32 protein-coding genes and 3 tRNA genes are annotated in these 25566 nt (G+C 49.5%); 26 read left to right on the top strand and 9 right to left on the bottom strand.

The features are described from left to right. Positions 1 to 13: 13 nt before the first annotated feature. Positions 14 to 355 (bottom strand): hypothetical protein, encoded by a 342-nt coding sequence (locus ACZ5OO_RS02215; protein WP_013267039.1) that lies wholly within the window; start codon positions 353 to 355, stop codon positions 14 to 16. A 377-nt stretch (positions 356 to 732) separates the two neighbouring features. Between ACZ5OO_RS02215 and ACZ5OO_RS02210 the strand changes: the two genes are divergently transcribed. Together ACZ5OO_RS02210 and ACZ5OO_RS02205 are read left to right on the top strand one after the other, a co-directional pair. Continuing rightward, positions 733 to 838: transfer RNA gene (locus tag ACZ5OO_RS02210), tRNA-Pro, on the top strand. A 218-nt stretch (positions 839 to 1056) separates the two neighbouring features. Continuing rightward, positions 1057 to 1254, top strand: coding sequence for a hypothetical protein (locus tag ACZ5OO_RS02205; protein ID WP_048813017.1), 198 nt, complete (start codon positions 1057 to 1059; stop codon positions 1252 to 1254). Positions 1255 to 1307: 53 nt separating this feature from the next. On the opposite strand, the gene ACZ5OO_RS02200 is transcribed toward ACZ5OO_RS02205, so the two are convergent. Continuing rightward, positions 1308 to 1778, bottom strand: a complete 471-nt coding sequence (locus ACZ5OO_RS02200; protein ID WP_013267037.1) for a GTP-dependent dephospho-CoA kinase family protein — start codon at positions 1776 to 1778, stop codon at positions 1308 to 1310. A gap of 79 nt (positions 1779 to 1857) precedes the next feature. Further along, entirely contained in the window at positions 1858 to 2088 is a 231-nt protein-coding gene (spt4, locus tag ACZ5OO_RS02195) for a transcription elongation factor subunit Spt4 (protein WP_202965443.1), read from the bottom strand. Positions 2089 to 2304: 216 nt separating this feature from the next. Between spt4 and ACZ5OO_RS02190 the strand changes: the two genes are divergently transcribed. The 5 genes from ACZ5OO_RS02190 (at position 2305) to ACZ5OO_RS02170 (ending at position 6280) form a co-directional block, all read left to right on the top strand. Next, on the top strand, positions 2305 to 2505 hold the full coding sequence (locus ACZ5OO_RS02190; RefSeq protein ID WP_158303796.1) for a hypothetical protein: 201 nt from the start codon (positions 2305 to 2307) through the stop codon (positions 2503 to 2505). A gap of 80 nt (positions 2506 to 2585) precedes the next feature. Continuing rightward, the gene (locus ACZ5OO_RS02185) at positions 2586 to 3431 is read left to right on the top strand and encodes a hypothetical protein (protein WP_013267034.1); all 846 of its coding nucleotides are present in this window, start codon (positions 2586 to 2588) and stop codon (positions 3429 to 3431) included. A 143-nt stretch (positions 3432 to 3574) separates the two neighbouring features. Next, on the top strand, positions 3575 to 4423 hold the full coding sequence (locus tag ACZ5OO_RS02180; protein ID WP_464078400.1) for a CBS domain-containing protein: 849 nt from the start codon (positions 3575 to 3577) through the stop codon (positions 4421 to 4423). 7 nt (positions 4424 to 4430) lie between these two features. Next, the gene (locus tag ACZ5OO_RS02175; RefSeq protein ID WP_238523595.1) at positions 4431 to 5411 is read left to right on the top strand and encodes a CBS domain-containing protein; all 981 of its coding nucleotides are present in this window, start codon (positions 4431 to 4433) and stop codon (positions 5409 to 5411) included. 29 nt (positions 5412 to 5440) lie between these two features. Beyond that, a complete protein-coding gene (locus tag ACZ5OO_RS02170) occupies positions 5441 to 6280 on the top strand; it encodes a CBS domain-containing protein (protein WP_048812847.1) in 840 nt (279 codons plus the stop codon). Here ACZ5OO_RS02170 and ftsY read toward each other — a convergent pair. From ftsY to rpl18a, 3 genes are read right to left on the bottom strand one after another with little or no spacing between them, the layout of a single operon-like run. Further along, positions 6277 to 7191: a signal recognition particle-docking protein FtsY gene (ftsY, locus tag ACZ5OO_RS02165; RefSeq protein WP_013267030.1), complete on the bottom strand. Its 915-nt coding sequence runs from the start codon at positions 7189 to 7191 to the stop codon at positions 6277 to 6279. The two genes, ACZ5OO_RS02170 and ftsY, sit on opposite strands and share 4 nt — an antisense overlap. Positions 7192 to 7197: 6 nt before the next feature. Continuing rightward, complete coding sequence (pfdA, locus tag ACZ5OO_RS02160) at positions 7198 to 7653, bottom strand: prefoldin subunit alpha (protein WP_083774072.1); 456 nt, start codon at positions 7651 to 7653, stop codon at positions 7198 to 7200. Between the two features lie 3 nt (positions 7654 to 7656). Next, positions 7657 to 7923: a 50S ribosomal protein L18Ae gene (rpl18a, locus tag ACZ5OO_RS02155; RefSeq protein WP_013267028.1), complete on the bottom strand. Its 267-nt coding sequence runs from the start codon at positions 7921 to 7923 to the stop codon at positions 7657 to 7659. A gap of 232 nt (positions 7924 to 8155) precedes the next feature. Between rpl18a and ACZ5OO_RS02150 the strand changes: the two genes are divergently transcribed. Next, positions 8156 to 8443, top strand: a complete 288-nt coding sequence (locus tag ACZ5OO_RS02150) for a 30S ribosomal protein S26e (RefSeq protein ID WP_013267027.1) — start codon at positions 8156 to 8158, stop codon at positions 8441 to 8443. 177 nt (positions 8444 to 8620) lie between these two features. On the opposite strand, the gene ACZ5OO_RS02145 is transcribed toward ACZ5OO_RS02150, so the two are convergent. After that, positions 8621 to 8794 (bottom strand): 50S ribosomal protein L40e, encoded by a 174-nt coding sequence (locus ACZ5OO_RS02145; protein WP_013267026.1) that lies wholly within the window; start codon positions 8792 to 8794, stop codon positions 8621 to 8623. A 119-nt stretch (positions 8795 to 8913) separates the two neighbouring features. Between ACZ5OO_RS02145 and ACZ5OO_RS02140 the strand changes: the two genes are divergently transcribed. From ACZ5OO_RS02140 to ACZ5OO_RS02115, 6 genes are all read left to right on the top strand, one after another. Then, positions 8914 to 9534: a hypothetical protein gene (locus ACZ5OO_RS02140; protein ID WP_464078399.1), complete on the top strand. Its 621-nt coding sequence runs from the start codon at positions 8914 to 8916 to the stop codon at positions 9532 to 9534. Between the two features lie 44 nt (positions 9535 to 9578). Next, positions 9579 to 9671 (top strand) — tRNA-Ile (locus tag ACZ5OO_RS02135). Positions 9672 to 9713: 42 nt separating this feature from the next. Next, the gene (locus ACZ5OO_RS02130; RefSeq protein WP_013267024.1) at positions 9714 to 10346 is read left to right on the top strand and encodes a translin family protein; all 633 of its coding nucleotides are present in this window, start codon (positions 9714 to 9716) and stop codon (positions 10344 to 10346) included. 147 nt (positions 10347 to 10493) lie between these two features. Continuing rightward, complete coding sequence (locus ACZ5OO_RS02125) at positions 10494 to 11369, top strand: hypothetical protein (RefSeq protein ID WP_048812846.1); 876 nt, start codon at positions 10494 to 10496, stop codon at positions 11367 to 11369. After that, positions 11369 to 12457, top strand: a complete 1089-nt coding sequence (gene amrS / locus ACZ5OO_RS02120; RefSeq protein WP_013267022.1) for an AmmeMemoRadiSam system radical SAM enzyme — start codon at positions 11369 to 11371, stop codon at positions 12455 to 12457. The genes ACZ5OO_RS02125 and amrS overlap by 1 nt, the downstream gene beginning before the upstream one ends. A gap of 116 nt (positions 12458 to 12573) precedes the next feature. Then, complete coding sequence (locus ACZ5OO_RS02115) at positions 12574 to 12864, top strand: transcription elongation factor, S-II like-protein (protein ID WP_013267021.1); 291 nt, start codon at positions 12574 to 12576, stop codon at positions 12862 to 12864. Positions 12865 to 12955: 91 nt separating this feature from the next. Here the strand turns inward: ACZ5OO_RS02115 and ACZ5OO_RS02110 are convergent, their stop codons facing one another. Then, positions 12956 to 13627, bottom strand: a complete 672-nt coding sequence (locus ACZ5OO_RS02110; RefSeq protein ID WP_013267020.1) for a 30S ribosomal protein S3ae — start codon at positions 13625 to 13627, stop codon at positions 12956 to 12958. Positions 13628 to 13742: 115 nt separating this feature from the next. On the opposite strand from ACZ5OO_RS02110, the gene ACZ5OO_RS02105 reads away from it, so the two are divergent. From ACZ5OO_RS02105 to infB, 10 genes are all read left to right on the top strand, one after another. Further along, positions 13743 to 14201 (top strand): 30S ribosomal protein S15, encoded by a 459-nt coding sequence (locus tag ACZ5OO_RS02105; RefSeq protein WP_013267019.1) that lies wholly within the window; start codon positions 13743 to 13745, stop codon positions 14199 to 14201. An 87-nt stretch (positions 14202 to 14288) separates the two neighbouring features. Then, positions 14289 to 15575 carry a hypothetical protein gene (locus ACZ5OO_RS02100; RefSeq protein WP_013267018.1) on the top strand — a complete coding sequence of 429 codons (1287 nt, stop codon included), beginning with the start codon at positions 14289 to 14291 and terminating at the stop codon, positions 15573 to 15575. After that, positions 15551 to 15838, top strand: coding sequence for a KEOPS complex subunit Pcc1 (locus tag ACZ5OO_RS02095; protein ID WP_083774070.1), 288 nt, complete (start codon positions 15551 to 15553; stop codon positions 15836 to 15838). Before ACZ5OO_RS02100 ends, ACZ5OO_RS02095 begins: the two co-directional genes overlap by 25 nt. Before the next feature lie 105 nt (positions 15839 to 15943). Continuing rightward, a complete protein-coding gene (locus tag ACZ5OO_RS02090; RefSeq protein ID WP_013267016.1) occupies positions 15944 to 17227 on the top strand; it encodes an alkaline phosphatase family protein in 1284 nt (427 codons plus the stop codon). Between the two features lie 80 nt (positions 17228 to 17307). Further along, a complete protein-coding gene (locus ACZ5OO_RS02085) occupies positions 17308 to 18039 on the top strand; it encodes a 30S ribosomal protein S6e (protein ID WP_148217179.1) in 732 nt (243 codons plus the stop codon). 107 nt (positions 18040 to 18146) lie between these two features. Further along, positions 18147 to 19421, top strand: a complete 1275-nt coding sequence (locus tag ACZ5OO_RS02080; protein WP_013267014.1) for a translation initiation factor IF-2 subunit gamma — start codon at positions 18147 to 18149, stop codon at positions 19419 to 19421. Beyond that, entirely contained in the window at positions 19418 to 19834 is a 417-nt protein-coding gene (locus ACZ5OO_RS02075) for a PIN domain-containing protein (RefSeq protein ID WP_013267013.1), read from the top strand. The genes ACZ5OO_RS02080 and ACZ5OO_RS02075 overlap by 4 nt, the downstream gene beginning before the upstream one ends. A gap of 93 nt (positions 19835 to 19927) precedes the next feature. Then, positions 19928 to 19999, top strand: a tRNA-Phe gene (locus ACZ5OO_RS02070). A gap of 31 nt (positions 20000 to 20030) precedes the next feature. After that, the gene (locus ACZ5OO_RS02065) at positions 20031 to 20741 is read left to right on the top strand and encodes a nucleotidyltransferase family protein (protein ID WP_464078398.1); all 711 of its coding nucleotides are present in this window, start codon (positions 20031 to 20033) and stop codon (positions 20739 to 20741) included. Between the two features lie 128 nt (positions 20742 to 20869). Next, complete coding sequence (gene infB / locus ACZ5OO_RS02060; protein ID WP_013267011.1) at positions 20870 to 22699, top strand: translation initiation factor IF-2; 1830 nt, start codon at positions 20870 to 20872, stop codon at positions 22697 to 22699. Between the two features lie 127 nt (positions 22700 to 22826). Here infB and ndk read toward each other — a convergent pair whose 3' ends face one another. Beyond that, entirely contained in the window at positions 22827 to 23252 is a 426-nt protein-coding gene (gene ndk, locus ACZ5OO_RS02055; protein ID WP_013267010.1) for a nucleoside-diphosphate kinase, read from the bottom strand. A 149-nt stretch (positions 23253 to 23401) separates the two neighbouring features. On the opposite strand from ndk, the gene ACZ5OO_RS02050 reads away from it, so the two are divergent. Next, a complete protein-coding gene (locus ACZ5OO_RS02050) occupies positions 23402 to 24298 on the top strand; it encodes an MBL fold metallo-hydrolase (protein ID WP_464078397.1) in 897 nt (298 codons plus the stop codon). A 6-nt stretch (positions 24299 to 24304) separates the two neighbouring features. Then, entirely contained in the window at positions 24305 to 25543 is a 1239-nt protein-coding gene (gene glmU, locus ACZ5OO_RS02045) for a bifunctional sugar-1-phosphate nucleotidylyltransferase/acetyltransferase (RefSeq protein ID WP_464078396.1), read from the top strand. The last annotated feature ends 23 nt before the right edge of the window (positions 25544 to 25566 follow it).

Here is a 25566-nt window from a genome sequence, read left to right as displayed (position 1 = left end):
ACCCTTTCAAAACTCACTCATCCTCTATATCAACAGTGCTGCCTGCAGGGTGCTGCGCGGGAAGCAGGCCGCCGGGCAAGGAGCTTCTCAGCAGAAGCTTATATTCATCCTCTATATATAGATTTCCAAATTCTTCCATTGAATGAAACCTGATGCTTACAGGCTTTGGCGATAGCCTAGCCCCGCATACGGGGCACGTCATGCCATCGAAGCCGCTAAGGGCCTTCTTAGGAAGTGGCGGTCCATTAAATTTGTTTCTATCGCTCTTATCTCCTATAGCGTACCTGTAAAGGATGGTGCCGCAATTATGACATCTTATAATTATTCTACCAACCCCTCCTCTGAGGCTCTCCATAAGTCCCCACCGGGCTTCCTAAGTAATACCTGCCCTGAAGTTACATTAATAGAAATCGAGGTCTCTCAGCGTCGGCTTTTTCCAAAGGATCGTGATAGAGCATGCGACTAGTAAGTTGAAAGCCATTAAATGCTATTACATAAAACACCTCTGAAATAATATTATGACAAGGTATACTTTTACACAGCTTTTATGAAATCTTAAGAAGTTGAAATCCTATGTTATTGATATAGCTATGTCTATTCCAATTTCAGTAAATATTTTAAAGGTAATGCGCTATCATACTCATAAGTCCTGTTATCTACCAAGAGCTTGCACTTCAGGCAAAGACCTGGTTAACAGTTTTAAACCCATAGAGCTTCAGTGTGAGGTATGGTGGGGCCGTCGTCTAGCCTGGTAGGATGCCAGCCTGGGGAGCGGACCCCCATGCCAGGCCGCCTAGATCGCTGGTGGTCCGGGGTTCAAATCCCCGCGGCCCCACCACTCTCTTCAAAGACTCTATAAGCGCTCTTATTGAATTGGCATGAAAGTTGTCTTATAATTAATAATTGAGCTATGAGGTTAAATGAAGCCGTCCGGTAATATCTGTACCTCAACATTAAGCCTCAATAAGAGGTATATCACTGCAAAACCTTTGCCGGCTCAGCCTGAAGCGCTCAATACTTTTAAACCTAACAACCTGAAGGATGCTGGGAGGCTATATGGAGAGGCCCAAAGTTAAGATTGATGATAAGGAGATAGAGCTTACTGACGAAGTGATAAAGCTGCTTAGAAAATACGTCAAGACTAATATGACGCTAGAGCAGCTGGCCAGCGAGCTGTCACTAAACGGTTGGGAAGAGGCCTATGAGCTCGTTAAAAACGTCCCTTCGTGGCTTCTGAGAAACTACACCGGCTAGCCGATGGTTTTAGTGCAGACCCCACGAGCTTCAACTAAAGGTTATCGTCTAGCCTAAGCTTGGACCATAATGCTTGAGGGGACGAGTCTAAGCAATCTGGTCTGCACCTCATGCGATATTATGGTATTTGTCACTACAACTGCGGCACCTCTATTTGGTATCCCATAAATTATAAGACTGTTGGCAGGCGCGCAGGAAAGCGCTGCGAGAGTGAGCATGTCCTCCTCACCGTTTACTTTAATGGCGATTCTGCCGTTGTAACTGTTTATGGCGTCGCATAAGGTCTCCATAGCTTCAACGCTGAGGCCGCCTGGGGGATTGCTTACTTCAACTAAGCCGAAGCCCATGCCCCTGAGCAGGTCTTCCTTGACAAATTTACTCTCAGCGCGCTGGGTCTTGCCATCAAAGACTATCACGTCGGGAAGCCTGGCGCTTTCCATGCAGTAGGCCGACACCACGTCACCAAGGCATATTACTTTAACCCAGTCTTGCATCTCTACAATACGCCTAAGCTGCCCGCTCACGAGAACCCCTCTTGGGCTAGAGAAGTCGATCCTTGCAGGAGTTGGTATGACGTAACTTATTAGCGCGCCGGCAGTTCTCCTACTTGAACACATAGGAGCCTGACACCTTGAGCGCAAACATGCCCTTCTTTGCAAACTTTAGTCTCGCGGCAAGCTCTGAATTATCTAATACCACTACTACTCCGTCCCAGTCATCAACGAAGGCTGTCCCACCACACACAGGGCATACGTCTGAGTCCCTAGGGACCAGCGCGCCGCAGTTTTTGCATGCCTTGTAAGGCATTCTCTTTGTTGGCGCCCTAACAGGCACTTTGCTCTCCTTGTTAAGTGAGGTTATAGTAGCTGCTTAAAAGGCTAGTTACCTTCAAAAACACCTTATAAATTCTCCTGACAAGTCCGCTCACTACACATTATCATGTATTGCTATTATTTTATGTTTAGAGTTACCCATACCGTAGTATCTCACAAGTAGACACTTATATAATTTCACACAAAGAGCAATCAAAAAGTGCCGAGGTGAATGCACGTGCCCAAGGATATAGAATTCGAAGACGAGGAGGGAGAGGAAGAGACTGAAGAGCCTGAGGAAAGCGAAGAGGAGGAAGGGTGGGACGAAGAATACGTAGGCGACGAGGAGGGAGAGGAAGAGGAGGACTGGGGAGAGGAAGAGGGCGGCGAAGAGAGCGAGGAGGGAGAGGAAGAGGGAGAAGAGGAAGAGGAGTTCTAAGATTATATATCTCAAGTTTTTCAGAAGCGCCAGCCTTTTAAACATAACAGGCGTAAAGCTTAACGAGAGTTAGAGAGCCTATGGAGGGCGGCAGGGAAAGCGGCTCTAAGGATACTGCAGGACCCTTGCATGACGCCAGCACCCCGCAGCAGGAGTATACACAGATGGTAAATGGCGACAGTAACCTCAAGTTCCTCCTGTTCAAGGTGCTAAGCGCCCTTAAGCACTTCTATTCCTTTAAGGAACTCGAAAGCAGACTCGGGGTCTCAGCGCAAATACTTTGGCGTTATGTCTCTCTCAGGAGCGTCCCAGAGAGGGTGACGGCGGAGAAGCTACTCCAAAAGATAGAGAGGGAGGGGCTCATAGATGAAGCCATAAAGAAGTCCCTACAAGACAGCGATGAACCGTGGCAGATACTCAGCAACCCTGGTATAATGACGCTGGCTGAGCTTAAGGCCATGGAACTGTTCAAGGGTGAAAAGGTAAGCGCTATAGTGACCGGCAAGGACGGGTATTCAACAGCCTTTGGGGCCATGCTCTCTGACGCGTTTCACTGCAGGTTATGCGCCCCTTCAAGCACCCCCTACTCACGCCATATAATAGTCAAAAACTATAAAGTTGCGCAGGATTACTACGACTCGCTGATCTTCCCTAAGGAATGCGTCCCACGCAAAGGCAGGGTAGTCATAGTTCTCGTAGATGGAAATAAGCTCTTCCAGCTCTCATCGCTCATAGATGTCGTCAGAGTTAGGCAAGCCTCTCTGGCCGGGGTCGTTGTAGTGATGGGGTCTGAGAACAAACTTAAAGAGTTCTTAAAGAACAAACTTGGCATCGAAGTAAAAGTTGTTTCTCTCATGGATTTTTGCGACCGTAATCCTCAAGAGTGCAGGAAAGTCTCACCGAGCGAGACTGTAACAGAGTTCTGAGTTATTGGGCCAAGACTAGAGGTCCCGAAAGTGGCGCAAAACCTAAACTAACACTTTATGACTTATTGTTAATTGGCGCGCCGTGCAACTCTAGTTATTACAATTTAAATCCTTTAAAAGCCACAAAATATTGGGGACAGCTTGTGCTATCAGACGCAAAGAAAAAAAGTTCCTCATTAGGCAAGATAGGCGAACTTAAGATATTGAACGTTATTGATTTAGGCCGTTCCTCCAAGATTTCAGTAAACCCACAGACGAAGCTCTCAGAAGTAAGAAGGATCGTGCGGGAGGAAGCCGTTAGGAGCGTTGCTGTAGTCGACAATGATGGCAGATTGCTTGGCATCATAACTAGGGGCACCATACTCACTGTGGCGTCCTCCAAAACTGAGGCCGTGGCTGGTTCCCTGGCCGAGCAACCTCTAGTTACTTTAAGGCCCGACCAGTCTGTTAAGGAGGCAGTGTCCCTTATGATAAAGGCTGATGAGTGGGCATCACCAATAGTTGGCCTTGATGGCCGCTTCCTCGGCTTCTTTACATTTGATGACCTGATCTCGCTGGCAGCCAACTATTGTAAGGATGACCTTAAAGATCTTGTGATTGAGAATTACATGACTAAGGGACCCGTCGCCGCTGAAGAGGATGAATTCATCTCTAAGATATGGAATAAGATGCGGGAGCTTAGGTATGCGGGTCTCCCAGTAGTTGATTCCAATGGGAGGCTCGTAGGTATGATAACGCAGTATGACCTAGTTAGCAAAGGTTACAGCAGAATACACCTTGAGAGCGAGGCTGGAGCATCACGGGGGCCTCGCGTTAAGGACGTTATGACGCGGGGACCCATTTATCTGTTCCCTTGGTCCACAGTCTACGAAGTCGTGAGCCTAATGTCAAGGCACGGCTACGGAAGGATCCCCATAGTTAATTCCAGTAAGGAACTTAAACTAGTAGGCATCATTGATAGAGAAGACATAGCCAGGCTGGTGACGAGGTGAGATAAAAGTGAACAGACAGAACAATCTCAGACTATCGAGGAGCGCCAAGGTAGTGTCTACAGTGGGAGTTCGCAGGTGGGAAGGCACTAAATATCTTAGAGCTGACTCCGAGCCTAACTGGAGCCAGAGGGTCAAGGAAAAGGAGGGCGACATCATTTCGATAGCGTCAAAGCCCGCCATATCTATAACCTTCACTAGCACAATACTAGAGGCCCTGGAGCTTATGTATTCAAAGAGAGTGAGGGGGCTAGTGGTCGTCGATTCAAGTAACAAGCTGAGGGGCACCATTATGGCAACTGACATCGTGAATTACCTGGGAGGAGGGAAGCTTTACTCTATAGTAGAGCAACGTCATAAGAGGGACGTATTTAGCGCGTTGAGGTCCGAGAGCGTTGAAAGCCTTATGAACCCGACACCTCTTTATGCTACCACCTCGTCAAAGCTCTCAGAGGTCCTTAGGATAATGGTGCTCAATGGTATAGGCCTCGTACCTATAATTTTAAGCGATGGCACGCCTTACGGAGTAGTTACAGAACATGACCTAGTAAGATACCTTGTAAACAAAGATGTCAATGTCAAAGTAAAGGATGTTATGACAACCAGCTTAGTTGCGGCATTTGAAACCGACTCTCTTAAGAGGGCTGCGCAGCTGATGTCTTTATATGGATTCAGGAGGATACCTGTGCTCTCCTCGGACGGCTCCTACCTGGTTGGCGTTGTAAGCGCTATGGACTTTATCTCATACTTTGGATCTCACGAGGCTTTTGAGAAGCTATCTAGCTATGACATAGAAGACGTGCTCTCCACCAGGGTTTCAGAAATTATGAGCAAGGACGTCGCCACTATTAACGAAGACGCTGATATTGCAGAGGCGGCTTCACTGATGAATGCCCGTAACACCAACAGCCTCATAGTTGTAGATCAGAATAACGAAGTTAAGGGTATAGTTACAGAGAGGGATGTACTTATCTCAATTGCCTTGAGGTGAGGCATGTGGCTCCGAGAGTCTCCACTTATATGAGCAGTCCAGTCTATGTCGTAAAACCTAACGATACGCTTGCTCATGCCAGAAATCTGATGCTCAAGAAAGACATAGGGAGGCTTGTCGTTGTAAATGAGTCAGAGAAGCCTGTTGGAGTTATAACCATGACCGATATCATAGACTCGCTCTACGGCTCGAATTATTATAGACCCCTCGATGACATAAAGGTCTCCGAGGCTATGAGCAAGAATATAATAACCATAGATCAAAACAAGAGCCTTAGAACTGCGGCCTCGCTCATGATGAGACACAAAGTAGGTGGGCTTCCAGTAGTTGATAAGGATGGAAAGCTTGCGGGTATAATCACCCGCACAGATGTAGTAAGAGCCTATGGAGATAGGTACGAGGGCAAACTAAAGGTCCTGGACATCATGAGAACGGACTTCCCTAAGGCCAGCCCTACCCATAGCATATATTACTTAGCAAAGCTGATAGAGTCGAGCCCAGTGCGCAAAGTAGTAATTGTGGACAGCGACGGAAGGCCCATAGGCGTGGTCTCTAAGAAGGACCTAGCCTTTGCCTATATGCCGTCGGCCCTCTTCATGGCCAGGGGCAAGGACAGGTATATAAAAAACAAGGTCGTAGACCCACTCAAGGATAAGATAGTGAGCCTTAGGAGTTACTTAGTGCCAGTAGCCGAGGATATAATGTCAAAGGAGCTTATAACGGCCAAGGGCGATGAGGATTCCGCAGCAGTTGCAAGGTCTATGTCAGCTGAAAGAATAGGCTGCGTACCCGTGATCGACGATGCAGGAAAGTTAATTGGAATAGTTACCAAGCAAGACATAGTGCAACTGGCAGCCAGAGTTCTTTAATTACCAAATATCGCACTAATTATATAATTTGGGCTGAAAGGCCTTAGGTCGCTGTAGTTTTGCCCTACACCTACGTAAATCACGGGTTTCTTGGTGGTTGCTGCAACAGATATGGCTACGCCCCCCTTTAGGTCCGCGTCCAACTTGGTGAGTATTATAGCGTCGATGCCCACGTTCTCGTTAAAGCTCTTTGCCTGTTCAACAGCGTCGTTACCTGTAAGGGAATCGACCACCAGTACTCTCAGGTCAGGATTAGCTACCCTGACTATCTTCTTAAGTTCGGACATTAGATCGGCATCTACGTGCATCCTGCCGGCCGTGTCGATTAGAACAGCGCACACCCTTCTATTCTTAGCATAATTTATGGCGTTGTAGGCCACGCTTGCAGGATCAGCGCCGTAGCTGCCACCTATAAATGCAACCCCTAGCCTCTCAGCATGCGTTCTCAGCTGTTCCTGGGCCCCTGCCCTGAAGGTATCAGCGGCAGCTATAACTGGAGTCAGCCCCGAGCTTTTTAGCATGTAGGCTACCTTTGCAATAGTTGTCGTTTTTCCAACTCCATTTACTCCGAAGAACGTTATCACGTAGGGCAGCCCTGAGCTGCACTTCCTCTTAGCCTCGGACACTAGGTCGATGCCGTTGCTGAATAACGTAGCTATGTAGCTCTTAAGAGAATTTAAGACGTAATCCTCTACATTGATGCCTCTTGGTACCTTACTTCCAATAAGCTTAGTCCTAAGCTCCATGACTATGGATTCTGCAACATCATAGGCTACGTCCGCTTCGACGAGGTTAATCATAAGCTCCTCCAAGGGGGTTTCCAGGTCTTTCTCGCTCAGTTCTTTCTTCTCAACAGCCTCCTTTATAGATGCCGCGAAGCCCTTCAACGCGCTTCTCAGCTTATCGAACACAACGGCTCAACCCTGCCTGGTCCTGCCCTGCTGGGCTGAGGCCACGGCCTGCTGGATCACGCTTTCATATTGGGCCTCCAGGGACTCCAGCTGGGCGAGCCTCTGGCTCACCTCATTTATTAACTTGTTAAGCTCGCCCTCCCGCTCGCTCAGAACCTTAAGGCCCTCGGTTACATCAAGCTTTGCGTATATGTCCGCCCCAAGATGAATTATCACCTTATTTCTGTCGCTTGGCGTTGCCTCTACCAGGGCCTCGTAGCCGCTGCTCAACGGGAAGAGCACTGGGGAGCCCTCAGGGGACCTGGCTATCGCGTCAAGGCCTTCCTTGGTCCTGGTGACTGAGTCCCTCTGAGCTACCAGCTGAGTGAGGAGGTCCCTTAAGTTTGAAACTTCGGCCCTTATTGCGTCTAGCTGAGCCACTAGGTCGTCAAGTGTCACGACGCGCTTTTGCTGCTCAGCCAAACTTTACTTCACCCTGGTAGCCTCTGCTAGGGAGAGTATATGTGCATCTGTCACCTGTTCTAAGGGAATTTCCTTCACACTGAGAATCCTTATATGATACCTCTTCAGCTTATGCCTGCTCCCTAGCTCTGAGTAGACTCTTTCGAGAGCATCCCTTTCCTTGACTGATCTTACAAATACCTTAAATTTATGCCATTCCGGGAACTTATCATGAGATAGCATCATCTGGCCCTCTACCAGGTATACCTTCGGCCTCGTGTCGCTGCTCATGAGTAAGCCCCTCTCAGCCAGTTAGAACTTACCTGAAATAAAAGCGTACTGCCGCCTCAAATGCATTGGCAATGGGATGTGATAGCATGGTCTCTTATCGGCACTGTCGGGTTGAGCCAGTGAACTCACAAACAGCAGTGCTAAGAGGCGCACAACTTCTTCGAGAAGGTCTTGCTCCGCTTCAAAATAACTTAATAACGCAGGGTCGCAGCAGATATGAGGTGCTTAACTTATGCCAAAGAAAAGGGAGAGCAGAGGAAGAAGAAAAGGCGATAAGGGCAAATCTAAGATGATTCAGTGCGACAACTGCGGAAGGCTTGTTCCTGAGGATAAGGCTATCTGCGTCACAAGGAATTACTCTCCCGTCGACCCACAGCTTGCCGCAGAACTTGAAAAGAAGGGAGCTATAATACCTAGGTACCCGGTCACCAAGTGCTACTGCATAAGTTGTGCCATACACTATGGCCTAGTTAAGATAAGGCCTGAAGACGAAAGAAAGCCAAGACTGAACTTAATCTAAACCTGGCCTAAAATAAACTACCTAAAGAGGGCTGCGCAAGGATATCTTTCAGTACTTGCTAAAGCCCCTTTCTTCACTCAAGTAATTTTAACGTAATGTAGCAGGAGCCGACGCTATAGAATAACAATCATAAAGCCGAGGCGACTAACTATTTTATCTTTACCTCTAATAAGGGCGTTAGGCGGCCTTTACCTTAGCCAGCTCCTTCCTCTTAGGCCTCAGATCCTTACTATGGCACCTCCTGCACTTAGTGGCGCCCGGAGGGTTATGAGCACCGCACTTCCTGCATATAAGTACATTGAACACCCTATCCTGGACGATCTTAACCAGCTCTGGGTCAGTTACTGGCATGCTCAGTACCTCCTGCAGATCTTACCTTTCATCCAATAGGTTTTTAAGCGTTATAGAGCCTTAATTAACCTAAAAATTTTTATAGCAGAAAATGCATTCTAATTAGTGGCGCAATACATATGTACGCAAGTTCGGGCAAACTTTCCATAGGTGAGGAGGCGTATTTAAGGGCCCTCACGGGCAGGTTAGTGGGCATAGGGCTCTTCAAGGGCTTCAACAGAATTGCAGTTATACCTTACCCTGACAGAATATGCGAGTCCATAGCTGCGGCGGCCGCAACTGCGTACCTAGACACCTATGGCTACGGCCCCGGCAAGGTCGCCTTCTTTGACTATACAGACAACATGGATGACGTTGCCAAGAGGATAGTTGCATGGGGCGCGGAGGCCGTCTACATAGCCTTTGGCGGGGAGCAGAGGATGAGCGACGTTGCTAAGATGGTCCTGCAGACGCTAAAGTCGCTCAGGTCAGCCAATTATAGAGGGTCGCTCCTAATACACGTCAGGGCATGGCTGGCTACCAAGCAGTTCTCGACCATAACGTCTGACCCAGACCTGAGGGAGTACCTGAGGTCGCTGAAGGAGATCAGGCTATTCACTGCAGACGCGAACTCAAAGAAGTTCTTCTTCCACACAGTTAATGTAGCCCCTGATGGCAGCGTGTCGCTAGCCAAGTACATGGAAATAGACATAACCGATGAGCATGCAAACCTGCTGAAGCTTTCCTTGCCGCCCCAGTGACGCTACTAATCTTTTTAAAACTCAATAGCCACCTGGTCTCCGAAGGGCCCGTAGCTCAGCTCGGTGGAGCGCCCGGCTGATATCAGCCAGGTATGTCAGAGACCGGGCGGTCGGGGGTTCAAATCCCCCCGGGCCCATCACATAAAAGGCCTGAGGCCTCCTGCTTGGGGGTGCTCGCAATGGATGTGAAGGATATGATACCTTCGGTTGTTGAAAGCGCCGACAGGTTCCTTAAATCGTTAGACTCGGACAGAGAAGAGATAGTCAAAACGTCAAGAGATGTCATAAGGTACAGCGGCTGGAGCATTACCTACCTACATCAGGGTGATATAGCCAAAGCTAAGGAAAATCTGGACAAGTGCGAGGATCTCACCAGAAGAATGCTTGACCTTTCCTCCGCCCATCCTGAGCTTGCGTACTCTGGACTAGTATATAATGCAGTAAGTGAGTACGTGGAGGCCAAACTCTTTTACTCTATAGTAGTCGAAGGTAAAGTTCCCAGCTTTGAGGAACTCAAAGTACATCCAGTGCCTTATCTGCAGGGGCTAGGTGATGTGGTTGGAGAACTTAGAAGGCTCGCGCTTGAAAAGTTAAGACAAGGCGACATTGATCTTGCATGGAAGCTCTTAGAAATCATGGAGGCCATATATACTTCGATGAGATCTCTCGACTATCCTGATTCCGTGCTTCCCGGAGTTAGACATAAGGTCGACGTTGCAAGAAGCCTTATAGACGACACTAAAGCGATTCTGGTTGACATCCAGTCTAGAGAAGAACTTAAAAGAGCATTAGCTGAGGCTAGAAGGGTCTAACTTACAAAACCAAGACTCCTTCTTCTGATGACAAAAAGAACGACAAGTCCCGCCCCCGGAAGGGGCGGGGAGAAGGTTCAGTTTCCTTATGACCCTCTTTTAAGAGCCGATTTAAGTCCCCTTAGCCTAAGTTTTTCATGAAGGCACATGACTAGACTAGAAGTGGCTAGCCTAGGATATGCGGCTGCTGAGGCAATACCCCTTTTCCATATATTAAGCGGCGGGTCCGTTATGAGGGTGGTAGTTTTCTCCAAGACTTCATATTCCGCGGAAAACTGCGACAATTTTAGCGATCTCGGTGAAGTCTACAGGCTCTCTGCAGAAGGCCCTTCCCTGAAGAGCCTTAACAGCCAAGACATCTTAAAGGTTGCAGAGAGGTGGAAGGTATCAGGGCTTGTCTTCGATGTAATTAAGCCCATGAAGGAACTTGGCGAGTTGACTAAAGATATAAGAAGTCGTGAACTTAAGGTCGGCATTAAGACGCCATCACTGGAAACTCTGGAAGGCTTGGACTTTCTTGCAATAGATTACCTGAAGCACTGCCACAGCGGTTATACCTACAGCGGGCTCGACCTTGATAGAACCCTCAGGCTCGCAAAGGAGCTCGGTCAATGGGTTGAGGTAAACACGTACCTGGAAAGGCCTAGGGTTGAGGACGTGCTCGGGGAGGCGGAGGTAACCGCAAGCTACGGCTTTCCACTTCACGTACATTTGCTCGAGCATGAAGGCGGTGGCGCTGTTAGATACCTCTATAACAGCCTGCTTAGGGTTAATCCCTACACATATGTCCACGTAGATCTCTATGAGCAGCTAAACACCTATTGCCCAAGATGTGGGAGCCCTGTGGCCTATAGGGAGGGCAGCGCGCTCAGGTCGCTTGAGCTAAAGGATGGAACCAGGTGCTGGAAATGTGGCTTTGAACTTCCGTTTCATTATGTAATATCAAAGAAAACCTCCGCCCAGCTACTAGCTCTAAGCGGTGGAGGAACTAGGTGGTACGACCCTAGAGCGGTGATCATATAATGAACAACGAGCAGAAGCCTAACCTGAGGGAAGCTAAGTTCTGGGAGCCCCTTGCAGACAGGAAGGGCTGGGTCAAGTGCAACCTCTGCCACAGGCGCTGCCTAATAGCGCCAGGGAGGTGGGGCGCCTGTGGCGTTAGGAGGAACCTAGATGGAAGGCTTTACACCTACGTGTACGGGCTCCTCACGGCTTATAATCTGGATCCCATAGAGAAGAAGCCTCTGAGCCACTTTAACCCAGGGAGTGAGGTGCTAAGCATATCCACCGTTGGCTGCGACTTCTACTGCCAGTTCTGCCAGAACTGGGAGATAAGCCAGAGCAGGCTTGAGAAGGGCCTTTACGGCGAGTACCGCTCCCCTGATGATGTTGTCAGAGATGCCATCAATGTTGGCGCTGACGGTATCTCATACACCTATAATGAGCCAACAATAATGTATGAGTACATGTATGACGTGGCTGTCCGCGCCAAAAAGTTTGGCCTCTTCAACACTATGGTCACCAATGGCTACATGACGCCTGAGGCTGTGGATGAGATCGGAAGTTACATGGATGCCGCCACAGTGGACTTCAAGGGCGGCGGCAACAAAGAGTTCTATAGGAAGTTCATGGGAGTGCCGGACCCTGAGCCGATATTTGAGACCCTTAAGGCCATGAAAGAGAAAGGTATATGGATTGAGATCACGAACCTTGTGGTCCCAAAGTACGGTGATAACGAGGACGACATAAGGAAGCTTGCGAGATGGATAGTCGATAACCTAGGCGACCGGGTGCCCTTCCACTTACTAAAGTTTTACCCTGAGTATAAGATGATAGACCTTGAAAGCACTCCTGTCAAGACGCTTGAGAGGTTGGCCAAGGCAGCCAAAGAGGAGGGCCTCAAGTATGTCTATATAGGCAACGTACCCGGTCATCCACTGGAACATACTTATTGCCCCAGCTGCGGCTACCCCGTGATAGAAAGGTATGGCTTTTATGTAACCGCGTGGCGTCTTACCAAGGACAACAGATGTCCCAGGTGTGGGGCCAAGATTGATATAGTTGGCGCCTTTAGAAATAAAGCTGGAGCAGCCTCTATACCACTAATGTGAGCCTTAATATGCCATCTCCCTGGTGTTTTCCTGATCCGACCCGAAAGTCCGCAGAAAACAATATTAGCTCTACAGGGTTCTTTTCTTAGGCCTGTGAGAGCCTAGGAGTGAGAAGTATGAAGTTCTGTCCCAGATGTGGAGGCGTCATGGTTCCAGTTAAGAAGGGGGATAAGACCATACTTAAGTGCACCAGGTGCGGTTATGAAATGGCGCTTGACAAGTCAAGCGAGAGGGATTACAAGGGTGCCTCCAAGGCTGACGAGAAGAAGGTGCTGACGACTACCGTCGTTAGTAAGGAGGTTCAGCAGAACAAAGAGGAGAGCAAAGAGGAGCTAGAGCAGGCCAAAGAAGATTATTACGAGCTTGTGCTCGATGAAATGGGCGAATATGGGGATCAGACCTCGTGAATGAGAAATATACAGACGTTAGCCACATTCTTCTAGGCCTGTCCACTTTTTCATAGCTCTATGACCAGAAGAGCGCTGATATTGCTTAGGCTTAAGAAACTACGGCGCTTTGCTGGCCTGCCTTCACGGCCTGCTGAGCCGTTGGCACAGCTGCTATCGAGGTAGCGTAAGAGGGTGGTGTGAGAACCTTTACCTTAGCTATCTCGACTTTCCTTATAGAGCATATCTTTCTCACTCTCGCCGTTATTTCTTGCGCCAGGCTGCCCTCCTGGTCGCTGAACACGGCGGCCTTGACGAAGTCGTCAAATGTCATCTGAGGTACCTTGCTTTCAAGCACTTCCTTCATGAGAAGCCTTATAGAGCGCTTCTGACTGCTTTTGCACCTAAACTGGGTCCACGTTACTGCAGTTACTCTCACCGTTACACCGTCTTTGGTTGTAAGCTTATGTATGAGAGCTATCTTACTGCTCTTCCTCCTTGTAAGGCTTCTTAGGTAATCTCTCATAAGTTCTACGCCCTTAACGAAAGTCTTTGCGGTAGTCCCATCAACGCCGTATATTTGGAACTTTAGCTTGGTGTTAACATGCGTGAAATCGCCAGTTATGTCGTAAAGTGTTATCTCTACCGTTCTTCCCGGCAGGTAAGAGGGGTCCAGTGCTGGAACAGAGGCTATTACCATGCCTCCGAGGGACTCGGGTGCCACTACATCATACCACTTCTTTATCCTCCAGCTCTCCCTTGTAGCCACTTTTGGCCTTGGCATTACCGCTCCTCCCAGAACCTCTCACCGTTAGGGATTATAAAATGTTCATGTCAGCTGCAGGGTGCCGAATAAAGGTTTAAATCCAGTATGGGTTCCAGGAGGCTGGGATGAGCGAATGCACAAGAAGAGCAGGAAGGGTCAATCACACTCCACAAGGCCCGCTCACCCGAGGCCTCCGTCATGGCTGTCTCTCACGCCTGACGAGATAGAGACCATAATTGAGCAGCTGGCGCAGAAGGGGTACACGCCAAGTCAGATAGGCTTAATACTTAGGGATCAGTTTGGAGTCCCGCTAGTGAAGCCCATACTTGGCAAGAACATAACTGACGTGCTAAAGGAGAGAGGCCTTGAGCCCAAGATACCTGAGGACCTCTTCAACCTCATGAAGAGGGCGGTAAACCTAAGGAGGCACCTCCAGGAGCATCCCAAGGACTTTGACAGCAAGCGTGGCTTGATACTCGTAGAGTCAAGGATAAGGAGGCTTGTGAGGTACTATAAGGAGGTAGGCAAGCTGCCGTCTGACTGGGAGTATGACCCAGAGAGGGCCAGACTCTTGGTCGCAGGCTCCTCGTAGCCTAAGCTCTTTGTAACCACAGTGTAGGCTCTCTGGCTATATTTAACGCCTTTGCTAATAATATAGCGACCAAGCGGTGATTGAAGGGTGCTAGCAATAAAGATAGAGCCAGGGCAAAACTTGGATAAGTCGTTAGCCTCTGCCGGTTCCGCGCTTAAAAATCTCATTAAGGCGGCCTCTGAGGAGGGCTTCTTAAGGATAGTCTCGGCAACAAGCTCGGAATCTATAGTGGCTCTACTGATAGCCTTCTCTGTTCTCAACAAGAAGAGCTTCACGGTCTCCGCGTCAGTGTCGCCTAAGCCTCCTACGGCTATTTACGAGCCTACTCTTCTGCTTGGATTTCAGTCACCCTTAGGCTACACCAACGAGACCACGAGGGATTCCGTGGTAGCTATTTCCTCGGGCATCAATGAGCCTCCACCGCTCAACGCCTCATATATATCCTGCGAGGGCAGCGTCGGCGCATGCACCTATATGGCCTTAAAGAGCGCCAATGAGACCGCTATTGAGCCCGAATACGCTGTCCTCTCAATTTCATCTACATATGCCAGCAGGTACATAGATGTCGCAGGGCACATGGCAGGTCTAGATAAAATATTAGCCTCAGCTCTGGCGAACGATGATAAGGTCTCCCTCTTTATGCTAACCTCTGTAAAGAGTTACAGGGCTCACCTGCTTGATGTCTGCGACTCGCTTCAAGTTACTTTAGATCCGTTCTACAAGGGGCTCACAGGTAACAAGGAACAATGCATGGTTCTGTTCGAGTCAAGTGGCCTCGGAGGCCTAGCAAGAAAGAGGGCCTCTATGATGGATGTAGATGAGCTTAACGCGCTCGCAAAAACCATCTTAACATACCTTAAAGATGTTGTAAAAAGGCCTTTTGACGTCACAGAGTTCGTTGGAGGCAATTATCTTGCATCGGAGAAGCTAATTATAAACGACCCAAGAGAAGCGCTTAACCTAGTAGAGCTCTCTAGTGAGACCTGGGGACTTCAAGCAGCCGCGTCTTTGGCTTCCAACTATGATGAGGAATACCCCCAGGCGTCTTCCCAACTAAACCTTGTGGCTAACACGATAACCGATATAGTCGATAATGTTAAACTTGTTGACGAAGGTTACATATCGGGCTTCAAGGTCTACTCCATTAAGGACGTCAGCCCTTCTGCGCCTCTTCAGTTACTCTGGAGAGCCTTGAAGCTGCTTGGGTATATAGATCCACGCTCGCTCCTTGCAGTTGAGAGCGACGATGGGCTTCTCATCTCATTGCCGCAGGTTTATGAGGCCTTTGGTTATATAGGAGTTAGTAAGCTGACCTCGCTGGAGGGGGCAGAGCCCAGGGGCGTAAGGATATGGATTCCTCGCCAGCATCAGTAAGTTTGCAAATTATAGTGTCGCGCAATGATGTTGATATGGTCGCCGTGGCCAGAGCCTTACAGCCCGATAACATAAGGGCTCCGAAGGATCTTAAGATAGCCTGCGAGCCTGTTGATGATGAGACTCTCGTCTGCAACATAGAGGTTTCACCGGCTGAGGACCCCGCAAAGATACTGACGCTAAGAAACACCTTTGATGACCTCATTATTAACATGAAGGCAGCCATAGATTCCCTGGCGAAGGCTTCTAAATTTACAAGGTAGCGATCTACTTGTCGCCGCGTGCAACCATTATACACTTCATGAGTCTTTAGCGCATAAGGAAAGGTTTTAGCTACCTCCACCTCAGTGAAAGGGGGACCTAGGTTGGTGAAGAAGCTAATTTATGTGGTCCTTGACGGAGCCGCTGATGGCCTTAACGCGCCCAAGAGCTCTCTTGGAACGGCATTTAAGCCAAACATAGACAGGCTGGCATCAAATGCCGTCTGCGGGCTCGTCTACACTGTAGGCAAGGGCATTGCGCCGGAGAGCGATGAAGCGGTTATAAGCATACTTGGCTATGACCCGCACAAGTACTACACGGGCCGTGGCCCCCTCGAGGCCGTGGGTGCTGGAATAGCATTCAAGGAAGGCGAAGTCGCACTGAGATCTGATCTAGCAACTGTAGATCCAACCACGATGAGAATAATAGACCGCAGGGCTGGCCGCAACGTATCTGACGCCGAGGGCAAGGAATTAGCTAAAGCCATAGATGGCATGAGGCTAGATTATGGACATGGAGTAGCGCACTTCGTCCACACTGTAGCGCATCGTGGAGTTCTCGTGCTAAGCCATGATGAAATAAAGCTCAGCGCCAACATAAGCAACACTGACCCTGCTTACGAGAGGGAGGGGCTCATAAGTAAAGCCAGGCAGAGCTTTGAGCCTTATGTCCTTAAGAGCAAGGCCCTTGACCCCTCCGACAAAGGCGCCGTTAAGGCGGCCGAGCTGCTTAATGAGTTCACGGAGAAGGCCATAAACACGCTAGACAAGCACCCAGTCAATGAGGCCAGAAGGAGGGCAGGCAAGCTGCCCGCTAACGCCGTGCTTTCAAGGGACGCCGGGGACAGCCTGCCAAAGGCGCCTAGGATAAGCGACCTTCACGGCCTCAACTTTGCCAGCGTAACTGAGATGCCAGTGGAGAGGGGTATTGCAATAACCTTCGGCTTACATGACCTGCACTACGAGACTGAAGGCAAAAGCAAGGAGCAGATACTTAGGGAGGAGGCGGACCTGGTTATAAACAACTTAGATAAGTTTGACGCGTTCTACATTCATTTAAAGGGCCCAGATGAGCCAGGTCATGATGGTAACTATGAGGCTAAGAGGGCCTCTATAGAGCTTATAGACAAACACTTCTTCTCGCGCCTCCTCAGCTCTATAAACCTTGATGACGCCCTAATTATAGTGACCTCTGATCACTCAACCCCCTGGTACCTTAAGAGTCATAGCGACGATCCAGTACCAATAATGTTCTCCAACCCATCTATAAAGGAAGGTCATAGCAAATTTGACGAGGTCACCTGTTCCAGGGGATCGCTCGGGGTGCTCAGCAGCGGAACGCTCATAGTGCCCACTGCCTTAAAAATTATGAAGTCCATTGGGATGCCTTAAGGTCCTCTGCGGCGACTCATTATTGCTTAAAATTTGCAGTGAGGTCGTTTTAGTTCGAACAAAGCTGGGGTGTGCTAAGGGTGCCAGGAAGAGAGGAGCGGCCCCCACTAAGGATAGTGATTTCGGATCCCTCTGCAAAGGGGCTCGAACTCAAGGTTAAGGTTAAGGGAATAGACGATGAAAGCATAGCTTACACGGACTCTATGAAGAAGACTAAGGAAGTTGAGAGAACGGAGCTTCCGAAGGTTAAAATGAGCTCCAAGCTGGCGCAGAAGCTTGGCCTCGATGAGGTCGGCGTGGTAACCTTATCTTTCAGGTCCGAGGGCAGTAAAACTAACGTGCCAGCTAAGGTCATAATTGATGACTCGGTGCCCGAGAATGAGGTGTGGGCCCACAAGGCCCTAGTCAGTGAGGCGGCCGGGAGCGACGAAGCTGAGGCCTACGTCTTTAAGGCTAAGGCCTGGCAGATAGCAGTCCCTGACGATGTGGCCATAAGGCTTGCAGGCCTTAAGATAGGCGATGAGTTTGATGGCGTGCTTATAGGCATGCCTGGCATAACGATGAGAATAACCGGCGGCACTGACGCCTCAGGATTTCCTATGCACCCAGGACTTCCAGGGTCTGTAAGAAGAAAGATAGTGCTCAGCGGCCCTCCAGGGTTCCATCCCCAGAAGGAGGGTGAGAGGAGAAAGAAGACCGTTCGCGGCAACAGGGTTCCAGACCCTAGAGCCGAGAGAAGAAAGACCTCGCTGGCGCAGCTTAATATAATAATAGTCAGACGTGCAGAGCAGAAGGCGGCCGTGCAACAGTGAGAGGCCTTTTAAGAGCTGCTATGTCGTAAGCTGTTTTGTGCGACCTTTAACAAAGGCACCTTAGCTTAAAAGGGAGTGCAAAGATAGATAAGGTGGTGCTATAAAGCTTGTCGGAGGAGAGCGCCACCGAAGTCAAGCGTGAAGATGAGGAGAGGCCACAACCAGAAATTAACGTGGGGGTTGTGGGTCACGTAGATCATGGTAAGACCACGTTAGTCCAGGCCCTGACAGGAGTTTGGACTATGAGGCACAGCGAGGAGATAAAGAGAGGTATGACTATAAAGCTTGGCTATGCTGATGGCGAGATCTGGGAGTGCGAGGGCTGCGAGTTCCCAGAGAAGTTCTCTACAGAGCCCGTGTGCGAGTGCAACCCAGGCGCCAAGCCCAAGCTGCTCAGGAGGGTGTCATTTGTAGACGCCCCTGGCCATGAGATACTTATGGCCACTATGCTTTCAGGAGCAGCTCTCATGGATGGAGCTATACTTGTGGTTGCCGCCAACGAGCCAGCACCTCAGCCTCAGACAAAGGAGCACTTCCTTGCGCTCTCAATACTTGGGATCAAAAATCTCATAGTGGTCCAAAACAAAGTAGACGTAGTCTCACCCGAGAGGGCGCACGAGAGCTACAAGGAGATCAAGAAGTTCCTTGAAGGCACCTGGGCCGAGGATGCCCCAATTATCCCCGTGAGCGCCCTGAAGAGGGTCAACATAGATGCGCTTCTGGCGGCAATACAGGCGTACATACCTACGCCTGAGAGGGACCTCTCCAGCCCTCCACTGATGTATGTAATCAGGAGCTTTGACGTAAATAGACCAGGCACCCCCCCAAGTGAGCTAGTGGGCGGTGTCCTAGGAGGATCGCTGGTAACGGGTACCCTAAAGGTGGGTGACGAGATAGAGATTCGCCCAGGACTACAGGTGAAGGAAGGCGCCAAGATAAGATATGAGCCCATACAGACCGAGGTCACAAGCCTCTACTTTGGTAAGTACCCAGTCAAAGAAGCTAAACCAGGGGGCCTAGTAGCGGTGGGCACCAAGCTGGACCCATCCGTTACAAAGGCGGACAACCTGGCTGGCAATGTAGTTGGCAGGGCTGATAATATGCCTGAGGTATTTGATACGCTCAGCATAGAGCACCACCTCTTTGAGACCGTCGTAGGTATGAAGGAGAGCGTCAGGGTAGAACCAATAACCAAGGGTGAACCCCTTCTATTGGCCGTAGGCCCGGCCCTCACGCTGGGGGACGTTATATCATCTACAAAGGACGTCGTAACGGTTAGGCTTAGGAGGCCTGTGGCTGCGTGGAAGAACGTTAGAATTGCCATAAGCAGGCGCGTGGCAGGCAGATGGCGCCTTATAGGCTGGGGGCTAGCCAAAGTTTGAGGGAAGTCAAGGTCATACTTGACACCAACTTTATAATTGAGATTTCTAAGGGAACGGTTGCTCCCTCCATGATAGATGAGGTCTTGAACGCGAAGTATTCTTTAATAACAACTAACTCAATAATAGAAGAGCTTAACGAGATGTCTAAGCATAACGATGAACTTTCAAGAATAGCCAGAGCCTCGCTCGAAATAATTAGAAGGCTTAAAATCAAAGTAGTTCCTACAGACATTGCAGATGGTGATGAGTCCATCGTAAGCCTTGCAAAGAGTCTTAAGAGTGAGGATGAGCTTGTGGTGGTTGCAACCCTCGACAAGGAGCTTCAAAGGAAGTTAAGAGAAGCCGCTATACCTTACATGTCCTTGAGAAATCGTGGGAAAAGGCTAGGCTTATCATGGGATTTACTTCTCTAATTGAACCTAGAATAGCCTTGACTCAAGCCGTCACCAACTGAACGTGAACCATGTAAGAGCTTAAAAGTCGCCACTACAGGCACAAATTGCGGTGCCGCCGTAGCTCAGCGGGAGAGCGCCCGGCTGAAGACCGGGTGGTCGCGGGTTCAAGTCCCGCCGGCGGCACCTTTAATGTTAATAATTAAGGTGTAAGCTGATGACGGTTGCACTGATATTAGCAGGGGGTTATGGAAAGAGGCTTCGCCCTCTCACTGATGACAAGCCAAAACCGCTGGTCGAAGTCGCCGGAAAGCCTATAATTGTGTGGCAGATAGAGTGGCTCAAAAAACACGGTATAACCGACTTCGTGGTATTAGCCGGCTACCGCAAGGAGAAGATAATAGAGTCCCTGGGCAGCGGATCAAAGCTTGGAGTATCGGTATCATATGTCATAGAAGACGAGCCTCTTGGCACAGGAGGCGCTATAAAGAACGCAAGGCTGATTTACTCGTCACAGGAGTTTTTCATTGTAGTGAATGGGGACATCATAACCAATATAGATGTGGAGCCTCTCTTTGATAGTCTTAAAGGAGACCCTCAGGCCGTAGCAGCCATGGCGCTAGTGCAGCTTAGAAGTCCCTATGGGATTGTTGAGACGGACAACTCTAACCACGTTATCAGCTTCAAGGAGAAACCAATCATAGGCAACTACTGGATAAATGCAGGAGTTTACGTAATGAGATCCTCTATAGTTGAGTACCTGCCGGACAGGGGTGATATAGAGAGAACCGCGTTCCCTAGGCTTGCTGCTGAGAGCAAGCTCATAGCTGTTAAGTATGAGTTGACGAAAAACTACTGGAAGAGCATTGACACCTACAAGGATCTCGAGGAGGCATCTGTAGACTTACAGGCAACGCCTTTGATTTAAGCGGAGTTACGGCCTCTTTTATACGACTAAGCGAGCGCGTGACCTTTAAGGGTAACCGCTCTCACTTTAGGTTTAGCTACTAACAGTTCTTAACGGCAGGACCTAGCTAACCTAACTAGGGAAGAGACATGTCAACGCAGTCGCAGCAGCCTAAGCTAAGACAGCCCATAGTGGTGGTCCTGGGCCACGTTGACCATGGTAAGACCAGCCTTCTCGATAAAATCAGAAGCACGGCCGTTGCTGCCAAGGAGGCGGGAGGCATAACTCAGCACATAGGAGCAAGCATAGTTCCAGCCGACGTCATAGAGAAGCTGGCGGAGCCTCTCAGGAAACTTATACCAATCAAGCTGTCGATACCGGGCCTCCTCTTCATAGATACCCCCGGGCACGAGCTGTTCTCAAACTTAAGAAAAAGAGGGGGCAGCGTAGCTGATTTTGCGATTCTAGTAGTCGACGTTACCAAGGGCTTTCAGAATCAGACCTACGAAAGCCTCGACCTGCTGCGGTCTCGCAAAGTGCCCTTCCTAGTCGCTGCTAACAAAATCGACAGAATACCTGGTTGGACCTCATACCCAGACGAGCCATTTATAATATCATACGAGAGGCAGAGCGAGGAAGCCAAGAGAAACCTCGAGGAAGTCATATATGGTAAAATAGTCCTAAGCCTGTCAGAGCAGGGCTTCAGCGCCGACCTCTTTACTAGGATCAAGGATTTCACCAAGACCGTGGCTGTAGTGCCCGTCTCCGCCAAAACAGGAGAGGGCATACCGGACCTTTTGGCCGTGCTTGCGGGCCTCACGCAGCAGTACCTTAAGAAGAGGCTACAGTACGCTGAGGGGCCTGCTAAGGGCTCAATACTTGAAGTAAAGGAAATACCTGGCCTTGGAACAGTGGTAGATGCCATTATTTACGATGGAGTCATTAAGGAGGGCGACACCATAGTCCTTAATGGTAAAAACGGACCAATAATAACGACTGTAAGGTCGCTCCTGATGCCAGCGCCGCTGAGTGACATGAGAGCGAAGGGCGTTAAGTTTGTGTCAGTCCCGGAGGTTCAGGCTGCCGCAGGCGTAAGGATAGCGGCCTCGGGACTTGACGACGCTTTGGCCGGATCTTCACTTTACGTAGCTACGAGCCCTGACGAAGCCAAAGAGATAGCAGAGAAGCTTAGGGGCGAGGTTAAGGAGCTCATATTTAAGGGTGACAACGTTGGAGTAATAGTTAAGGCTGACACGCTGGGAACCTTGGAGGCTTTACTGGAAGCCCTTAGAAGGCTCAACGTGCCAGTCAAGTCAGCTGATGTGGGCAACGTGAGCAAGAATGACGTGCTAGAGGCCAGCCTAACCGCCAAGGCTGACAAAAGCCTTGGAGTCATACTTGCATTTAACGTGAAGGTTTTACCTGAGGCGGAGCAGGAGGCCGCCAGAAGCGGGGTTAAGATATTCTCTGATAATATAATATATCACCTGCTGGACCAGTACACCGAGTGGCGCGAAAGGCTAAAGGAAGAAGAGATAAATGCGCAGCTAAACCAGCTGGTCAGACCTGGTAAATTCATGATACTGCCCGGCTTTGTCTTCAGAAGGAGTGACCCTGTGATAGTAGGGATAGAGGTACTAGGCGGTGTCGTAAGGCCAGGATATCCCTTGATCAGCTCCAAGGGAAGGGAGGTGGGCAGAGTCCTTGCCATAAAAGATAATGACAAAAGCCTCGATGTAGTTAGGACGGGCGCGAGGGTAGCGATCTCAATAGAGGGCAAGGTAATGGTGGGCAGACAAATAGATGAGGGCGACATAGTCTACACTGACGTGCCTGTTGACCACGCAATTAAGTTATTGACTGATTTCAGGAAATTCATAAGTGACGATGAAGTTATAGTCCTAAAGGAGATAGCAGAACTAAAGAAAAAGCTAGGTCAAAAGGAGTATGTAGTAGTCCTAAACAGGCTAGGATCCTAGGCTTTAACTGATGAGCAGCCCCTTAACATCCCTTGGCAATCATTTAGGTCCTTTCTCTCATAGATTTTGTAATTAACCTTTGGCCCAAAACCTATGGATTACCTAAAATGACTAAATTATGAAGCTGTTAGTAGTTAACATAATCCTCATCGCTAAATATAACCTTGGACTCCCTTTCGAAGCTTTCTGGTGAGTCACTGGCATGCACTACGTTCTCCTGCACTGACAGAGCGAAGTCACCCCTTATGGTGCCCGGCTGCGCCTTTCTGCCATCAGTAGAACCTATCATCTGCCTGACCACAGAGATCACAGAGTCCCCTTCCAGTATCATTGCCACTATTGGGCCGCTAGTCATAAAGTCCACCAAGTCTTTGAAGAAGGGCTTATCCTTATGTACAGAGTAAAACTCCATGGCCTTCTCACGGGACAGCCGTAGCATCTTCATAGCTACGATCTTAAGGCCCTTTCGCTCAAAGCGTGAGATAACCTCGCCTATTAGGCCTCTCCTGACGCCATCAGGTTTAACTAGCACTAGGGTCCTCTCAACGGTCATTTCGCACCCCTACACGGGGTCGTAAATGAGACGGATTAAAACGCTAAACTGGCTTCAAAGCGTAAAAACGATCTAAGATTCCTTGCATTAAGCATCCCCCTAGATCTAACCTATTAATGCGCCTTCGTTGCCAATATACGAGAGGAGTGATGGAAGAGGTAAAAGAGCTGATAAAGTTTGAGACGTGGAGCGCCCCACTTGATAGACCTGCTAACAGTTACCTTGTGATAACTAGTAAGTATAGTTTGCTCATAGACGGTGGATCGTCACCTATACCGGACTTAAAGTCGTATGACATAGACTACGTTCTGTTGACGCACTGGCACTGGGATCATGTGCTGGGCCTAGTAAGATCGGACCTTGACGCTGTTATCTGCGCTTCCTCAAGAACCATCAATTATATATCCAAGGAGCCTCCCACGTATGAAGGCTTCCGGGCGCTGAAAAGCGCTTTTGGCGCGGTGCCTGCGGAATTCGAAGCGGTTGCTCAGAGATCCCTGGGCAACACCGTTACCGTGCTCGAGCACTTCTCTAAAAGAAGGGACCAGCTGGTTGACATAAAATCGTGCGACCCAGTGAGATCAGGTTATGTTAATGCTGTAGAATGCCCCGGCCATTCTGACGACCATGTATGTTATATAGTAGGAGAACACGCCTTCGTTGGCGACTCTATAAATCCTGGCGAAGGCCTCACATTGCTCAGCGTGCCAGATTACATGAGCTCTATGCTAAAGCTTCTTGCCATCGATAACTGGCGCGTGGCCCACCCCGGTCATGGCCCAGAAGTTACCAGGGAGCAGGCAGCCCAATGGCTCTCGGAGCTCTTCAGGAGCAAAGTTGAGAAGATGATCAAACTGGCCTCCTCCCTTGACGGGCAGTGGAGGCCCCTGAAGGATTACTTAGACGTGCTTTATCCTGAGGCTAGTCCTGTGGTTAGATGGATAGGCGCCAGGAGCCTTCTAGGTTACGCCATTTCGCTGCAGCAGCTCGGCGTGGCAGAATTAAAAACCGACGGCTCGCCCTGGCTTATAAGGGCCAAAGGGTAGCGAGCCGTGAAGCTAGTGATCTTAGCCGCTGGCAAAGGAACTAGGCTCCAGCCGCTTACCGAGACCAGGCCCAAGCCTCTGCTACCCATACTAGGTGAACCGCTGCTCTGTCGGCACCTAAGGCTTTTTGCCAACCGCATTAGCCCGGACGAGGTTATTATTGTAGCCTCATACATGAAGGACGTAATATCTAAAGCCATAACTAAGTGCGCAGGGAACCTAAACTTTAAGATTAGTTTTGTAGACCAAGGTGAAGAGCGTGGCACAGGGGACGCCATAAGGGTTGCCATGGAGTTTGGAGGCCCAGACAAATACCTTATAGTTTATGGAGACCTTTTCCTCTCGGAGAGGGCTTATGATGTAATATCTTCTATGAGGCCCTACACGGTGCTGACAGCAAAAGCCAAAGAACCCTGGAACTATGGCGTTGTAAAAATAAGCGAGGGCAAGCTAACGGGCGTCGTTGAGAAGCCCCCCAAGGAGGAGGTTAAAAGTGACTTGGTTTACTCGGGTGCCCTTTCCGTGGACTACGACTTCATTGAATATCTGCGTAGAATAAGGCCTTCGCCCAGGGGGGAATTTGAAGTCACAGATGCCATAAACGTGCTCGCCAGCAAGAATGATGTTAACACAGTTTCCATAGATGTAGATGATTGGCTTGATGTAGGCAGGCCATGGGATTACCTGCTAGCTAACAGAAGGGCCCTCAGAGAACTAAAGGGGCAGATCGTGAAGGGCGAAATTCATAGCACAGCCGTTATAGAGGGCCCGGTTTACATCGGGGAAGGATCTGAGGTAGGCCCCTATACCGTTATAGAGGGCCCGGTTTACATCGGGGACAACGTCAAGGTGGGGCCCTCCACCCACATCAGGCCGGAGACCGTGCTGTTGGAGAGCTCCAAGGCAGGATACGCTGTTGAGCTCAAGGGCTCTGTGCTCATGGAGTATGCCAGGGCGCCCCACTTTAATTACGTCGGAGACAGCGTAATAGGTGAAGATGTCAACCTAGGTGCCGGCACCATAACGGCTAACCTGCGATTTGATCATAATTCCATCAAAATGTCAGTTAAAGATCAACTAGTTGACACGGGCCTCCAGAAGCTCGGCGCAATAATGGGTGGCCACTCCCAGACAGGGATTAATGTGTCGCTTATGCCCGGAGTTAAGGTAGGTTCCTATGCAATAATATATCCTGGCTGCGTCGTCAGAAGGGATGTGAAGAGTAGAGAGGTCTTTAGGTGCTAGAGGTCAAAGTACTGTTAGGGCAG

Source organism: Acidilobus aceticus, assembly GCF_055392325.1.
This window is presented reverse-complemented; position numbering and strand designations above follow the sequence as displayed.

What these genes read in the sequence shown, in the direction of transcription:
- ACZ5OO_RS02215 (WP_013267039.1), bottom strand. Translation starts at nt 355, where the DNA reads ATGGAGAGCCTCAGAGGAGGGGTTGGTAGAATAATTATAAGATGTCAT.
- ACZ5OO_RS02205 (WP_048813017.1), top strand. Translation starts at nt 1,057, where the DNA reads ATGGAGAGGCCCAAAGTTAAGATTGATGATAAGGAGATAGAGCTTACT.
- ACZ5OO_RS02185 (WP_013267034.1), top strand. Translation starts at nt 2,586, where the DNA reads ATGGAGGGCGGCAGGGAAAGCGGCTCTAAGGATACTGCAGGACCCTTG.
- ACZ5OO_RS02170 (WP_048812847.1), top strand. Translation starts at nt 5,441, where the DNA reads ATGAGCAGTCCAGTCTATGTCGTAAAACCTAACGATACGCTTGCTCAT.
- rpl18a (WP_013267028.1), bottom strand. Translation starts at nt 7,923, where the DNA reads ATGAGCAGCGACACGAGGCCGAAGGTATACCTGGTAGAGGGCCAGATG.
- ACZ5OO_RS02150 (WP_013267027.1), top strand. Translation starts at nt 8,156, where the DNA reads ATGCCAAAGAAAAGGGAGAGCAGAGGAAGAAGAAAAGGCGATAAGGGC.
- ACZ5OO_RS02145 (WP_013267026.1), bottom strand. Translation starts at nt 8,794, where the DNA reads ATGCCAGTAACTGACCCAGAGCTGGTTAAGATCGTCCAGGATAGGGTG.
- ACZ5OO_RS02140 (WP_464078399.1), top strand. Translation starts at nt 8,914, where the DNA reads ATGTACGCAAGTTCGGGCAAACTTTCCATAGGTGAGGAGGCGTATTTA.
- ACZ5OO_RS02130 (WP_013267024.1), top strand. Translation starts at nt 9,714, where the DNA reads ATGGATGTGAAGGATATGATACCTTCGGTTGTTGAAAGCGCCGACAGG.
- ACZ5OO_RS02125 (WP_048812846.1), top strand. Translation starts at nt 10,494, where the DNA reads ATGACTAGACTAGAAGTGGCTAGCCTAGGATATGCGGCTGCTGAGGCA.
- amrS (WP_013267022.1), top strand. Translation starts at nt 11,369, where the DNA reads ATGAACAACGAGCAGAAGCCTAACCTGAGGGAAGCTAAGTTCTGGGAG.
- ACZ5OO_RS02115 (WP_013267021.1), top strand. Translation starts at nt 12,574, where the DNA reads ATGAAGTTCTGTCCCAGATGTGGAGGCGTCATGGTTCCAGTTAAGAAG.
- ACZ5OO_RS02110 (WP_013267020.1), bottom strand. Translation starts at nt 13,627, where the DNA reads ATGCCAAGGCCAAAAGTGGCTACAAGGGAGAGCTGGAGGATAAAGAAG.
- ACZ5OO_RS02105 (WP_013267019.1), top strand. Translation starts at nt 13,743, where the DNA reads ATGCACAAGAAGAGCAGGAAGGGTCAATCACACTCCACAAGGCCCGCT.
- ACZ5OO_RS02095 (WP_083774070.1), top strand. Translation starts at nt 15,551, where the DNA reads ATGGATTCCTCGCCAGCATCAGTAAGTTTGCAAATTATAGTGTCGCGC.
- ACZ5OO_RS02065 (WP_464078398.1), top strand. Translation starts at nt 20,031, where the DNA reads ATGACGGTTGCACTGATATTAGCAGGGGGTTATGGAAAGAGGCTTCGC.
- infB (WP_013267011.1), top strand. Translation starts at nt 20,870, where the DNA reads ATGTCAACGCAGTCGCAGCAGCCTAAGCTAAGACAGCCCATAGTGGTG.
- ndk (WP_013267010.1), bottom strand. Translation starts at nt 23,252, where the DNA reads ATGACCGTTGAGAGGACCCTAGTGCTAGTTAAACCTGATGGCGTCAGG.
- ACZ5OO_RS02050 (WP_464078397.1), top strand. Translation starts at nt 23,402, where the DNA reads ATGGAAGAGGTAAAAGAGCTGATAAAGTTTGAGACGTGGAGCGCCCCA.